General features: G+C 39.8%; 13 protein-coding genes. 10 read left to right on the forward strand and 3 right to left on the reverse strand.

Annotated features, from left to right (window positions below; genetic code table 11):
- Window positions 1-2 precede the first annotated feature (2 nt).
- The 10 genes from rfbC to wzzB all read left to right on the forward strand — a co-directional run bounded on the left by rfbC (window position 3) and on the right by wzzB (window position 11,274).
- Window positions 3-557 (forward strand): dTDP-4-dehydrorhamnose 3,5-epimerase, encoded by a 555-nt coding sequence (gene rfbC, locus N5923_RS15175; RefSeq protein ID WP_267143578.1) that lies wholly within the window; start codon window positions 3-5, stop codon window positions 555-557.
- 13 nt (window positions 558-570) lie between these two features.
- On the forward strand, window positions 571-1,806 hold the full coding sequence (locus N5923_RS15180) for a flippase (RefSeq protein ID WP_267143579.1): 1,236 nt from the start codon (window positions 571-573) through the stop codon (window positions 1,804-1,806).
- A gap of 168 nt (window positions 1,807-1,974) precedes the next feature.
- Window positions 1,975-2,958, forward strand: a complete 984-nt coding sequence (locus N5923_RS15185) for a hypothetical protein (protein WP_267143580.1) — start codon at window positions 1,975-1,977, stop codon at window positions 2,956-2,958.
- 80 nt (window positions 2,959-3,038) lie between these two features.
- On the forward strand, window positions 3,039-4,049 hold the full coding sequence (locus N5923_RS15190) for a hypothetical protein (RefSeq protein ID WP_267143581.1): 1,011 nt from the start codon (window positions 3,039-3,041) through the stop codon (window positions 4,047-4,049).
- A gap of 121 nt (window positions 4,050-4,170) precedes the next feature.
- On the forward strand, window positions 4,171-5,298 hold the full coding sequence (locus N5923_RS24815; protein ID WP_407704469.1) for an EpsG family protein: 1,128 nt from the start codon (window positions 4,171-4,173) through the stop codon (window positions 5,296-5,298).
- A 42-nt stretch (window positions 5,299-5,340) separates the two neighbouring features.
- Window positions 5,341-6,537 carry a capsular polysaccharide export protein, LipB/KpsS family gene (locus N5923_RS15195; RefSeq protein WP_267143582.1) on the forward strand — a complete coding sequence of 399 codons (1,197 nt, stop codon included), beginning with the start codon at window positions 5,341-5,343 and terminating at the stop codon, window positions 6,535-6,537.
- Window positions 6,538-6,540: 3 nt separating this feature from the next.
- Window positions 6,541-7,638 (forward strand): UDP-galactopyranose mutase, encoded by a 1,098-nt coding sequence (gene glf / locus N5923_RS15200; protein ID WP_267143583.1) that lies wholly within the window; start codon window positions 6,541-6,543, stop codon window positions 7,636-7,638.
- Window positions 7,635-8,540: a glycosyltransferase gene (locus N5923_RS15205; RefSeq protein WP_267143584.1), complete on the forward strand. Its 906-nt coding sequence runs from the start codon at window positions 7,635-7,637 to the stop codon at window positions 8,538-8,540. Before glf ends, N5923_RS15205 begins: the two co-directional genes overlap by 4 nt.
- A 140-nt stretch (window positions 8,541-8,680) precedes the next feature.
- On the forward strand, window positions 8,681-10,087 hold the full coding sequence (gndA, locus tag N5923_RS15210; protein WP_267143585.1) for an NADP-dependent phosphogluconate dehydrogenase: 1,407 nt from the start codon (window positions 8,681-8,683) through the stop codon (window positions 10,085-10,087).
- A 176-nt stretch (window positions 10,088-10,263) separates the two neighbouring features.
- Entirely contained in the window at window positions 10,264-11,274 is a 1,011-nt protein-coding gene (wzzB, locus tag N5923_RS15215; RefSeq protein ID WP_267143586.1) for an LPS O-antigen chain length determinant protein WzzB, read from the forward strand.
- 106 nt (window positions 11,275-11,380) lie between these two features.
- Here the strand turns inward: wzzB and hisIE are convergent, their stop codons facing one another.
- From hisIE to hisA, 3 genes are read right to left on the reverse strand one after another with little or no spacing between them, the layout of a single operon-like run.
- Entirely contained in the window at window positions 11,381-11,992 is a 612-nt protein-coding gene (gene hisIE, locus N5923_RS15220) for a bifunctional phosphoribosyl-AMP cyclohydrolase/phosphoribosyl-ATP diphosphatase HisIE (protein WP_267143587.1), read from the reverse strand.
- Window positions 11,986-12,762: an imidazole glycerol phosphate synthase subunit HisF gene (gene hisF, locus N5923_RS15225; RefSeq protein WP_017800217.1), complete on the reverse strand. Its 777-nt coding sequence runs from the start codon at window positions 12,760-12,762 to the stop codon at window positions 11,986-11,988. The genes hisIE and hisF overlap by 7 nt, the downstream gene beginning before the upstream one ends.
- A complete protein-coding gene (hisA, locus tag N5923_RS15230) occupies window positions 12,744-13,481 on the reverse strand; it encodes a 1-(5-phosphoribosyl)-5-[(5-phosphoribosylamino)methylideneamino]imidazole-4-carboxamide isomerase (protein WP_267143588.1) in 738 nt (245 codons plus the stop codon). The genes hisF and hisA overlap by 19 nt, the downstream gene beginning before the upstream one ends.
- Window positions 13,482-13,486 lie beyond the last annotated feature (5 nt).

Here is a 13,486-nt window from a genome sequence, read left to right on the forward strand (position 1 = left end):
CGATGAATGTGATTAAAACGGAAATTCCTGATGTACTGATTTTTGAACCTAAGGTGTTTGGTGATGACCGCGGGTTCTTTTTTGAGAGCTTTAATCAGCAGGTATTTGAAGCAGCTGTAGGTTCTGAAATAAAATTTGTACAGGATAACCATTCGAAGTCAGCAAAAGGGGTCCTTCGCGGATTACATTACCAATTGACGCCATATGCTCAAGGTAAACTTGTCCGGTGCATCGCTGGTGAGGTATTTGACGTTGCCGTTGATATTCGTAAAGAATCTGCAACTTTTGGTCATTGGGTTGGTATCAATCTTTCTGCCGATAATCACAGACAGCTTTGGATTCCAGAAGGGTTTGCTCACGGATTTTTGACGTTGAGTGAGAGTGCTGAGTTTTTATATAAAACCACTGATTATTACAACCCTGCGCATGAGAGAAGCATCATATGGAATGATAAAGATTTCGCTATTAATTGGCCAGTGCCAGAAAACGGTGGCATAGTTTTGTCCGAAAAAGATAAAATCAGCCCTGCTTTTTTACATGCTGAATTACCTGAATAGTGCGGAATCAACAGTGGAAAAAAATTTACTAAAAAATATAATGTCTCTGGCGGCGGTGCAGGGCGGGAATTATATAATCCCCCTTATTACCCTTCCGTATTTAGTTAAAACATTAGGGCCATATTCATATGGGTTATTAGGGTTTTCACTAGCTCTTATACAGTATTTTAATGTTTTAATCAATTACGGGTTCAACCTTTCAGCAACGCAAAAAATAGCATTAGTTTCTCATGACAAAAATGAGGTTAGTAAGATATTCTGGAATGTGATAGCCTGCCAGGTGATATTAGTCATCGTTAGCTTTTTAATTATTATAATATCGATTGAATTTAGCTCTTTTCTACAGGAACAGTGGAGTATATTATTCGCCTGTATGGGATTATTATTAGGTAACGTCCTTTTTCCTGTCTGGTTGTTTCAGGGGAAAGAACGTATGACCTTATCTTCTCTTGTAAATATTATTTCCAGATTGCTAACAATCCCATTAGTCTTTATCTTTGTTGATGAACCCGGTGATGCATGGATCGCTGCATTAATAATGTCTGCTGCAAGTATTCTTGGTGGAATTTTTTCTATAATAATTCTTATTAAAGAGAAATGGATAGTTTGGAAGAAAGTGAACTTATCTGTGGCAATAAAAGAGTTCAATGATGGCTGGTATCTATTTCTTTCCACTGCCGCAATTAATATATATACATCCAGCATAACAGTGTTGCTGGGGATTATATGCGGCCCGGTAGTTGTAGGATATTTTGTTGCAGCAGACAAACTAAGGTTAGCAGCCCAGGGGCTAATCATCCCTGTATCGCAGGCTTGTTACCCCAGAGTGGTATCATTATTATCAAAAAATAAGAAAGAAGGTATTGCTTTCATTCGTAAACTATTAGTATTTCAGGGAGGTCTGGGCGTATTAATTAGCATATGTATATTTTTCTCTTCCCCATATATCATTAACTTTCTGTATGGTAGTAATTACATCCCATCGATTTCTACGTTGCAAATATTGTCATTATGTCCCTTTTTAGTAGGCATAAGCAATATTTTAGGCATCCATACTATGTCAGCCTTAGGATTTAAAAAACAATTTTTCAATATATTATTAATGGCAAGTTCTATTTGCATAGTTACTCTTTACCCCCTCTCCAAATTTTATCTTGAAACTGGTGCTGCAATTACAGTCGTCCTTTCTGAAGCATTAGTAACAATTTTAATGATTAGCTTTATTAATAATAGAAAAATACTTCATTAATTGACATACTGTCACATCTATATCTTTAGATTAATAATAATTACCACCATAAAAATTATTCCAGTAAGTAATAATAATGAATTTTGTGAAATGTAGTCGGATATTTGATGCTATTAAAAATCATCTATCTACTCAAATGAGTTAAATCTCTCAGTTAATGGTGTTGAAATGTCTTTCTCCAATGTGTTTGTTTGTTGTCCCGCGAATACCACAACCGGGGGGCCGGAACTATTACATCAGTTTGTGAATAAATTACAGGGTAAAGGTGTAGATGCTTATATTTTGTATTATCCATTTGATTTAAACGCTGATACGCCCAATCAATATAAACATTATCATGCAAAAGTTGCTACCTTAGATAAGGTTAAGAGTACTTCGCTGGTGATTCTGCCGGAAACAGCCACTAAATTAGCCGAAATGTTTCCCAGCGATAATGTTGCGATATGGTGGTTGTCTGTAGATAATTATTTTGGATGTTCACCTAAAAGTTTTGGGATTGCCAAAATAAAGCATGTAGCAAGCTTGATTTGTCATAAGAAGCTGTCCTTCAGAAAAATGAGAAATTTCATCCATCTTCATCAAAGTGAATATGCGAAAATTTTGCTGGCAGAAAATAACATTAGTTCATTGCAGTTAACTGATTATATCAGCGGTGCTCACTTTGCATCCAAAAATGAACTAAATATCAATGAAAAGAAAAAACTTATAACCTATAATCCCAAAAAAGGTTTTGAAATAACCAGGAAGTTAATTGATAAATTACCTGAATTTGATTACGTACCATTAATTAATATGTCACCATCGGAAGTAAATAAAACTCTGGCTAGTGCTATGATTTATATAGATTTTGGCAATCATCCGGGCAAAGATCGTTTTCCGCGAGAAGCTGCATTAGCAAATTGCTGCGTTATTACTGGCAGGCGAGGCAGTGCTCAGAATAATATCGACCTCCCGCTTCCTGATAAATTCAAAATTGAAGAAAGTGACCCGGATTTTATTGCTCACTTTGAAGTTCTATGCAGAAGTATATTTGATGACTTTGCTAATGAATGGTTGCATTTTCATGAATACCGCGAATCCATACAGAACGAAAATAACTCTTTTGAGAAAAATGTAGAAGAATTTATTACTAAATATGTTTCCTTAAATTGAATCAATCATTCAATAACTGATAGACATGAATATCGTATAACTATCACGTTCTAAAAAATCGCTGAGATCTGATATAACTTATGAAAAAAAAACCGAGAACACTTGTTTTTAATGACAGAAACGTTCTTGCTGAGATTATTTTTGACGGTTTAAGAAATGAAACGACTGATGTTGTGTCAGCTCCTGACAGATATAAGGATAAAACCAGTACTGGTTGGCTAACTAATTTATATCAGGCGATTTTTCAAAGGCGATTGTTTGCTTATATTTCTATCATATACTCAATAATAATTCGCTGGTTGAAGAAAAACAATAGCAGTTATGACGAACTGCTGGTTGTGGGTATTGAGGATCTATATGATCTTGCTCCGGTCTATAAAAAATACTCCACTGTAAATGAGCTATTTTTTTGGCAATGGAACCCACAACCAAAAAATAAACTAAAAAAAATTGACTTTTGGTTTAGAATAAAATTAATGAAATTTGCAGGATTTAAGATCGCTACATTCGATGAGGCAGATGCAAATAAATATAATTTGAATTATCATCCACAAATATACTCCAGCTTTATAGCCGCAAGAAAATTTAATGGCGAAGAGCAACAGGTTTTAAAGGCGTTTTTTGTTGGTACTAATAAAGGTAGAGCTCAGAAGTTAAAAGAGTTGGCTTTAATACTTGATGAGGCCGATGTTAAGGCTGACTTCAAAGTTGTTGATAATACAGTTGCTGATACTGAAGATTTCTTAGGTGTGTCTTTTATCTCAAGTCCTGTGACTTATCAGGATTACATCAAAGAGTTAAGTCAAATCAATATAATTGTTGAAATAAATCAGGAAGGACAGCTTGGATTAACATTACGCGCGCTGGAGTCTATTTTTTTTAATAAAAAACTCATAACAGATAACCATAGTGTCAAAAATTACGACTTCTACAGGAAAAGTAATATTTTTGTTATTGATTTTGAAATAGATCATTCATCGTTGAAAAAAGAGCTCTCTTTGTTTATTCAATCCCCCTATCAAAAACTAGATGAAGCTATTATTGATAAATATGATGTTAAATCATTGCTAACATATTTTAGAACGCTATAAATTTATTCCTGGGAGGAGCAACGGTATTTATTAAACGCAATAATTGCTTTCTATTGGAGTGTAGGGTGGTATCATTTAAATGATATTGTTATTTATAAATATCTAAAATATGGCCTTAATAATGATCTTTTTTTTGCTCTTACTGTCATCATCTGTGCTTCTTACTGTTTGCCGTAATAGAGTAACTGTTTTTTTTTGGATCTTTATCACATTGGTTTCGGCGTTTAGATTTGAAGTAGGTTCTGATTATCTTAGCTATGTTGGCTTGTACTACGACATAAAGGCTGGTTATCAGAGTTACTTGCATTTGGAGCCATTTCATTACCTCTTAAATGAATTTGCAAACTACTTTGAATTAGGTCCACAGTTCATTTTTTTCGTATACTCGATATCTACAATCTCTCTGTTTTCGCTGTTTTATTATAAAATGTCGAAAGTGTATCTCAGTATAAACACAAAAATGGTATTTGCTTTATCGACGATATTATTCGTCGGTAATTATTATTTCCTGACGCTGAACAGTATAAGATCTTGCCTTGCTGCAGCTATTTATGTTATGAGTCTTTATTATTATATTAAAAATCAACGTGCATTAATGTTGTTGTTACTTGCTCTGGGTGGAACTATTCATTTTAGCTTGATACCTATAGCAGTATCTAGTGTAGTACTGTTGAAATTTGTTTTCCCGGTTAAAAATAAAACTTTCCTTATTTTTTCAATCATTTTAATTACTAATCCGATAAGTATTGTTAAGTATATATTTGTAACTTATCAGTTAATGTACTATAACTATTTTTTGTCAGAGACATATGCCGTCCCAGCTAACTTCATCGGACAATTGTCAGCCTATGGTGGTGTTGTCCTCGCCTTAGTATTTTATTTCTCATTTACACGCTATGTCTTTATAGAAAACAGGAGGCTTAAATCAGTTTTCCAACTTTCTATTTTATTATTCATTGCATTTAGAATATTTTCAAGTGAATTGTTTATATTTGCAAGGATGTCGAGATATTTTTCACCGGTATTGTATTTCTTTATAGCTTTGGCGATAACATGGTACCTTCAAAATAGGGTTTCCTTGAAACTGAAGCCGACCTTTTTACTCTGTGTAGTATTGATGTTAATTGTTGCTAATATTGCCATGTTCATGCCGAGAGGGTTATATGATCCATCATATGGGAATTACAATATAAATTATTGTATCAACACCACTGATGTATGTGATATACCAATTTCCACAATGAATTAGATATTTTTATACCTACATTAAATAAGAACCTTGGTGTTATATATGTTTTATATTCTGGTAGACGATATCTTAAAAGCAAAATTCTTTATATCATTTGCTAAGTTTGATAATGTAATTTATTTAACTAATAAACCTTCTTGTTATTTATTTCTAAAATTAAAAACCACACGAGAAGTAATATTTTTAAAGTCCATAAACAACGCTAAAGCTGATGTCGATATTGAAAGGTTAAAAAATACTATCTCAGTGCTTAATGGTCGGCAATCTCTTAGTAATGCAGTAAAAAACTATCAGCAAGTTTTTTTTGCATTATTTAATACGCTAAAATCCAGGTTAAGTAGCAATGATACTGTTGTTTTATTTAATGGGAATCATGCTTCAGCCATCGCTACTGCAGATTTTTTCCGAAGTCATAATGCTAAAACATTATATTCGGAAATTAGTAATTTGCCTGGAAAAATGATTTTTGATCCTTCGGGTGTTAATGCTCAATCTGTACTTTTTAAACGCCCTGAAATTCTTGATACTTTACCAATAGTTGCTGATGAAGTGCATAAAAAATGGGTTGCCAGATATATTGATTATAAAAGCAGCCCATTGCCGCAATCCAGGATAAATGTTAAAACCTACGCAGTTATTGCTTTTGATGATTTCATGTCCAGGATCTTTCCTTTGTTTATAAGAGAAGACTCGTTACCACTAAGTAAAAAAATCAATATGTTTATTGATAAGTACAAGTCCAGGAAAATTTTAGCCAGCAATATTAGAGCTAATCTGGATGTCGATAGTGAATATGTTTTTTATCCAACGCAAGTCACATCGGATACACAATTAAAGATAAATAGCGAAGTAGATAATATTGGTGCGATAAATAAGATAATTGAACTTGAGAAAGGGCAGGCCATCTACGTTAAAATTCACCCGGCAGAGTCTGATATTTCGACAATAAACTTCTTCAGGGCCTTAGCGGACGAAAAGAAAATTATATTGGTAAATAATAATACTATTGAACTAATCAGAAAGGCACGAAAAGTCTACACAATAAACTCAACAGTAGGCCTTGAGAGCCTTATTTTTGAAAAAGATCTCGTGGTGCTGGGGCGTGCTATATATAGTAACTTTAACTCATCTCGGTTACAGCAATATATTCACAGTTATTTAGTCGACTTGGATTATTTCGGCGAGAATGATATAAATAGTTCTCATATTGATAAAATGAAAGAATTAACTGAGATTTAATATATGTTCGATTATCTGATCGTAGGTTCTGGTTTATTTGGTTCTGTATTCGCCCATGAAGCTCACAAACGTGGGAAAAAAGTTAAGGTTATCGAAAAAAGAGAACATATCGGTGGGAACCTTTATTGTGAAAATATTGAAGGCATCAATGTGCATAAATATGGTGCTCATATTTTCCATACCAATGACAAAGAAATTTGGGATTATGTAAATCAGTTTGTTGAATTCAATCGTTTTACTAATTCTCCTGTCGCTATATCTAAAGGCAAGCTTTACAATTTGCCATTTAATATGAACACGTTTTACCAGCTTTGGGGAGTAAAGACTCCAGTTGAGGCAAAAGAAAAAATTGATGCTCAGCGCGCTCATATTGATGAAAAGAACATTAATAATCTCGAAGAGCAGGCCACTTTTTTAGTTGGCAAAGATATTTATGAGACATTAATTAAAGAGTATACAGAGAAACAATGGGGGCGCAGCTGTACAGAACTTCCTCCATTTATCATCAAGCGCTTGCCTGTTCGTTTTACCTACGATAACAATTACTTTAATGACCGCTATCAGGGGATTCCTGAAGGTGGCTACAACGTATTAATCGATGCATTATTGAACGGCATCGAAGTTGAAACTAATTGTGATTTTTTTGAAAATAAAGATGAGCTTATTAAATCTGCGCGAAAAGTAATTTACACTGGCCCGATTGATAAATTCTTTGATTATCGGCATGGTAAATTAGATTACCGTTCCCTGAATTTTGAAACTGTCATCGTAGACTCAGATAATTATCAGGGGAATGCGGTGGTGAATTATATCGATAAAGAATATGATTTTACTCGTATTATAGAACACAAGCATTTTGAATTTGGTAAGCAAGAAAAGACTGTTATTACAAAAGAATTCCCTAAAGAGTTTTCTGAGGGTGATGAGTATTATTACCCTGTCAATGATAAGAAGAACACCAGTGTATATGTAAAATATAAATCTATGACTGACGAATACCAGGATGTCATCTTTGGTGGCAGGCTTGCTGAATATAAGTATTATGATATGCATCAAATCATAGCATCGGCTCTGAAATGTGTTTCTAAGGAATTTAAATGACAAATGTCATCGCCCTGGTGGTTACTTTTAAAAGAAAAGATTTGTTAGAGAAAGTATTAAATTCCTTGTTGAACCAAACCCATTCTTTGTCAAAAATTGTAGTTATAGATAATAATAGCAATGATGGCACTGTCGAACTGGTAAAAAGTGTTATTAATTCTTACCCTGATAAATTAGAGTATTTTAATACGGGGGGGAATCTTGGAGGTGCGGGAGGGTTTGCTTTCGGCTTTGAAAAGATGGCTGGACGCGATTATGACCATCTTTGGTTAATGGATGACGACCTGCTTCCTTCTGATAATTGCCTGGAGAATTTACTCAATTGTTCTCAGGGTGACATTGTCCAGCCTTTACGCAAGAATATCGACGGTTCAATTGCTGAGCTTTCACCGTTAAAATTTGATTTAAACGATTTTTTTGCTATTTTGCCAAAAAAAGGAACAGTACAAAGTCTTTTAAAAGAGCAACCTTATATCAAAGGGCCAATCTCTATCGATGGAGTACCTTTTGAAGGTCCCTTAATCAAAAAAGCAGTAGTTGATGCAGTTGGTATCCCGGAAAAACGGTTCTTTATCTTTTATGATGATATGGATTATTCGCTTCGCGCTAAAAAGAAAGGCTTTCAGATTTTTTGTGCCACAGAGGCAATGGCTACCAGGTTATTAGTAAATAATCAGAAAAATGACCTTTCCTCCTGGAAAGGATATTTTATGCTGAGAAATCTTTTTCGTCTGTATTTTACTCACTCGGTAAAAAAAAGCGCGTATGTCAAACCGTTTATTATCGCTGGCGGTTATTTGATCTATTCGCTTATTCGCTTACGTTTCAGTGAGGTGCGAGTGGTGTTCGATGCGCTAAAAGATTCGTTCACATTTAAAACCGACGACAAGTATATTCCATAGAAAATGTGCTGTTTTGTTGAGCTATTATGCTCTTATCAATCGCATTAATTACTATCCAAGAATTCTTCGAATGGGTTAACATCACACTCACATAGCAGCAATGTTTCTGCGAGATGCAACAACCTTAGACAGGAGTAGGTATGTCCAAGCAACAGATCGGCGTTGTAGGTATGGCTGTAATGGGCCGTAATCTGGCACTCAACATTGAGAGCCGCGGCTATTCAGTCTCTATCTTCAACCGCTCACGTGAAAAAACAGATGAAGTCGTTGCTGAGAATCCAGGTAAGAATCTGGTTGCTCACTATAGCGTGGAAGACTTTGTCGATTCACTGGAAAAACCGCGTCGTATCCTGCTAATGGTGCAGGCGGGTGAAGCTACTGACAAAACTATCGCTTCCCTGACTCCACACCTCGATAAAGGCGATATTCTGATCGACGGCGGCAACACCTTCTATAAAGATACTATCCGTCGCAACAAAGAACTGTCTGAGCAGGGCTTTAACTTTATCGGCACTGGCGTTTCAGGTGGTGAAGAGGGCGCATTGAAAGGTCCTTCTATCATGCCTGGCGGTCAGAAAGAAGCCTACGAACTGGTCGCGCCAATCCTTACCGAGATTGCTGCCGTTGCTGAAGGCGAAGCTTGTGTAGCTTATATGGGTCCGGACGGTGCGGGTCACTACGTGAAGATGGTGCATAACGGCATCGAATATGGCGATATGCAGCTGATTGCTGAAGCCTATTCGCTGTTGAAGAATGCCCTGAATCTTGATAACGAAGAGCTGGCTAAAACCTTCAGCGAGTGGAACGAAGGTGAACTGAGCAGCTATCTGATCGATATCACCAAAGATATCTTCACCAAGAAGGATGAAGAAGGTAAATATCTGGTCGATGTGATTCTGGATGAAGCTGCCAACAAAGGCACCGGTAAGTGGACCAGCCAAAGCTCCCTCGATCTCGGCGAGCCGCTGTCACTGATTACTGAATCTGTGTTTGCACGCTACCTCTCTTCTCTGAAAACCCAGCGCGTTGCGGCTTCTAAAGTGCTGAGCGGTCCAACTGTTCAGACAGTCAGCGGTGATAAAGCTGAGTTTGTGGAGAAAGTGCGTCGTGCACTGTATCTCGGTAAAATTGTTTCTTATGCGCAGGGCTTCTCTCAGTTAAAAGCGGCCTCTGATGAGAACAACTGGGATCTGCATTATGGCGAGATTGCTAAAATCTTCCGTGCAGGTTGCATTATCCGTGCTCAGTTCCTGCAGAAAATCACCGATGCTTATGCGGACAACGCTAACATCGCTAACCTGCTGCTGGCGCCATACTTTAAAAATATTGCTGATGAGTATCAGCAGGCGCTGCGTGATGTGGTGGCTTATGCCGTTCAGAACGGTATTCCAACGCCTACCTTCTCTGCTGCGATTGCATACTATGACAGCTATCGTTCTGCGGTGCTGCCAGCTAACCTGATTCAGGCTCAGCGTGATTACTTCGGTGCCCATACTTACAAGCGCACTGACAAAGATGGTGTGTTCCACACCGAGTGGCTGGACTAAGTCAGATCAAAAACTCCCCCGCGTCCTGGCAGGGGAGTTTTTTACTTGAAATTGTAGAGGTTTTATTTCGGTTTCTCCGATTTACCTGCTGTTCTCCATTCTGTCCTTGGCGAGTAAATTTATTCGACCAGCCTTAATTCCATCAATTTTTTATTGAGCGAAGTTTCAAGGAAATCATGAGCAACAATAATTCTGAAGTGTCGGAGCAGTCTCCCCTACGTCAAACCTTTTATAATAACGATAATGAGCTTGATTTGCTGGATGTTATCGCCCAGCTTTGGCGTGGAAAAATTATTATAATCGCTGTTATGGTTCTGGCCGTAGTATTAGCGGGTATCTATCTTTCAGTAGCCAAAGAGAAGTGGACATCCCATGCGATCGTTACGGCGCCAAGTGCTGGCCAGGTAGCTAACTATAATGTTGCGCTTAATGCACTTTATTCCCAGTATCCACAGGATAAGCTGGCAATAGGTGATCTGCAGAAGCAGCTTTTTGGTCGCTTTAGTGCCTCTATTTCAGCGCTATCAGGATCATTGCATAATCTTGAACAGCCACTTGATCTTAAGGTCGAGCAGTTGGTTAAAGGGCAAAGTGATCCACTAAGTATCGCTTTTACTGCTGAAACCGCTAAACAGGCGCAACAGGAATTAACAAAATATATTCAGACTATCAATGATGATGTCGTTGACGACTATAGCGCCGATATTATGCGTAACCTGACAGTGAAAAAACGCGAGCTGACTGAATCTCTGGCTTCACAGCTTCAGGTTGCAAAAGATAAGAAACAACGTCGCATTGATGTGATGAAGCAGGCGTTGAAGATTGCCGAATCATCTAACATAGAAAAATCACAGTTGCAGCAAGCCGAGTATTTGTCAGACGATACTTTGTATCTCTTAGGCACTGATGCGCTGCAATCAATGATCGCCAATGAACACACTAAGCCGCTAGCATTTGATGATTATTATTATGAAACGCAGCGCGGACTACTATCGATTCAAAATCTGAAAATTCAGGTAGATAATCTGCAATCTTACCGTTCGATTATGCAGCCAGATTTGCCGATTCGTCGTGACAGTCCTAAAAAAGCACTGATTATGATTCTTGCCGTTATATTAGGTGGGATTGCTGGCTCAGCAATCGTACTTGGCCGCAATATGGCATGCCACTACCGCGAAACTCACTAAATTTTCGCCAATATGAAACCCGGCCATTGCCGGGTTTTTTTCGTCTGGACACGGCAGAAAAGCAAAAGGCCGGTTCCCCGGCCTTTTTTTTAACCTCAAATCCCGCTTACTTATGTCTTTCGCGCAGATTCTCAATCACCGTACTCAAATCAAGATCCTGATCCTGCAGCAGCACCAGCAAGTGATAAATCAGGTCAGAGGCTTCGTTTGTCAGTTCGTGACGGTCGTTGACGGTGGCTGCCAGTGCGGTTTCCACGCCTTCTTCACCGACTTTTTGCGCAATACGCTTGGTGCCACTGGCATAGAGACGCGCAGTGTAAGAACTTTCCGGGTCAGCATGCTTACGTTCCGCCAGCAGTTGCTCCAGCTGGTAAAGAAAGGTCCAGTCCGCTGCGGCAGGGGAGAAGCAGCTGGACGTGCCCTTATGGCAGGTTGGCCCAATCGGATTCGCCAGTACCAGCAATGTATCGTTATCGCAGTCCGGTGTGATGCTAACCACTTGCAAAAAGTGACCGGAGGTTTCACCTTTGGTCCACAGGCGCTGCTTAGTGCGCGAGAAGAAGGTGACGTTGCCTTCGCTCAGCGTTTTGCTTAGCGCTTCCTGATTCATATAACCGTGCATCAGCACTTCGCCGGAGACGCGATGCTGTACCACGACCGGCATCATGCCGTCAGTTTTTACCCAATCCAGACTGGACAGTTGTTGTTGTGTTAACACGCGCGAATCTCCACACCTTGCTTAATCAGGAACGTTTTCAGTTCGCCGATATTAATAATCTGTTTGTGGAACACTGAAGCTGCCAGTGCGCCATCGACATCTGCGTCGCGGAATGCCTGATGGAAATGTTCCATGGTGCCCGCACCGCCGGAGGCAATCAAAGGCACTTTACAGACTTCCCGCACCTTTTTCAGCTGAACCAGATCGTAGCCATTACGTACGCCATCCTGATTCATCATATTCAGTACAATCTCACCCGCACCGCGTTTCTGCACTTCCTGAACCCACTCCAGCGTTTCCCATTGGGTTACGCGGGTGCGGCTTTCATCACCGGTATACTGGTTGACGTGATATTTACCACTCTGCTCGTCAAACCAGGTATCAATACCCACCACAATACACTGCACGCCAAAACGATCGGCAAGACGGGTAATCAGTTCGGGATCGGCCAGCGCCGGCGAATTAATCGAAATTTTATCCGCGCCAAAGGAGAGGATCTGCGCGGCATCTTCCGCCGATTTGATGCCGCCCGCGACGCAAAAAGGGATATCAATCACTTCCGCCACGCGTGATACCCAGCTTTTATCAACAACACGACCATCGGAAGAGGCGGTGATATCATAAAATACCAGCTCATCGGCGCCTTCCTGTGCATAGCGCTGCGCCAGCGGTACGATATCGCCAATGATTTCATGGTTGCGGAACTGCACGCCTTTCACTACCTGGCCGTCGCGCACGTCAAGACAAGGGATTATCCGTTTTGCCAGCATGAAATAGCCTCCGTCACCGTAAATTTATCTTCAAGCAGGGCGCGACCAACAATCACCCCCTGCACGCCACATCCGCGCAGGGCGGCGATATCATCCAGCGAGCCAATACCGCCGGAAGACTGGAAAGCGATCTGCGGGTAGCGCGCGGTCACTTCTTTATACAGTTCAACGTTAGAACCGCTTAACGTGCCGTCACGCGAGATATCGGTGCAGAGCACATGCTTCAGGCCGAACGGCAGGAACTGTTCAATCACCTGTTCCAGCGTGACGCCCGCAGCTTCCTGCCAGCCGCTAATCGCCACCTCTTTACGATTACTGGCGTCGATGCGAACATCCAGCGCCAGCACAATCGCTTCCGCACCATACTGGCGAAACCATTTTTGTACTTCTTCCGGCTGTTTTACCGCCGTAGAACCGACCACCACGCGGGTCGCGCCCGCAGCCAGTAGCGCTTCAACATCCTGTTGCGTACGAATGCCGCCACCAACCTGTACCGGAATGGTGACACCAGCCAGCAGTTTTTGCAGCAACGGGATCTGGCGCGCTTCAGGATCTTTTGCCCCGGTTAAATCCACCAGGTGCAATACCTCTGCACCCTGACGCTGATAATCCTGCAAACGCGGCAACGGGTCGCTGCCGTAATCGCGCTGCTGACCATAATCGCCCTGATGCAGACGCACCACTTTACCCTCAATCAAATCTAATGCCGGGATAATCATCGCTG

Source organism: Winslowiella arboricola (genome assembly GCF_025527015.1).
Lineage (GTDB): Bacteria > Pseudomonadota > Gammaproteobacteria > Enterobacterales > Enterobacteriaceae > Erwinia > Erwinia arboricola.

What these genes read in the sequence shown, in the direction of transcription:
- rfbC (WP_267143578.1), top strand. Translation starts at nt 3, where the DNA reads ATGAATGTGATTAAAACGGAAATTCCTGATGTACTGATTTTTGAACCT.
- N5923_RS15185 (WP_267143580.1), top strand. Translation starts at nt 1,975, where the DNA reads ATGTCTTTCTCCAATGTGTTTGTTTGTTGTCCCGCGAATACCACAACC.
- N5923_RS15190 (WP_267143581.1), top strand. Translation starts at nt 3,039, where the DNA reads ATGAAAAAAAAACCGAGAACACTTGTTTTTAATGACAGAAACGTTCTT.
- N5923_RS24815 (WP_407704469.1), top strand. Translation starts at nt 4,171, where the DNA reads ATGATCTTTTTTTTGCTCTTACTGTCATCATCTGTGCTTCTTACTGTT.
- N5923_RS15195 (WP_267143582.1), top strand. Translation starts at nt 5,341, where the DNA reads ATGTTTTATATTCTGGTAGACGATATCTTAAAAGCAAAATTCTTTATA.
- glf (WP_267143583.1), top strand. Translation starts at nt 6,541, where the DNA reads ATGTTCGATTATCTGATCGTAGGTTCTGGTTTATTTGGTTCTGTATTC.
- N5923_RS15205 (WP_267143584.1), top strand. Translation starts at nt 7,635, where the DNA reads ATGACAAATGTCATCGCCCTGGTGGTTACTTTTAAAAGAAAAGATTTG.
- gndA (WP_267143585.1), top strand. Translation starts at nt 8,681, where the DNA reads ATGTCCAAGCAACAGATCGGCGTTGTAGGTATGGCTGTAATGGGCCGT.
- wzzB (WP_267143586.1), top strand. Translation starts at nt 10,264, where the DNA reads ATGAGCAACAATAATTCTGAAGTGTCGGAGCAGTCTCCCCTACGTCAA.
- hisF (WP_017800217.1), bottom strand. Translation starts at nt 12,762, where the DNA reads ATGCTGGCAAAACGGATAATCCCTTGTCTTGACGTGCGCGACGGCCAG.
- hisA (WP_267143588.1), bottom strand. Translation starts at nt 13,481, where the DNA reads ATGATTATCCCGGCATTAGATTTGATTGAGGGTAAAGTGGTGCGTCTG.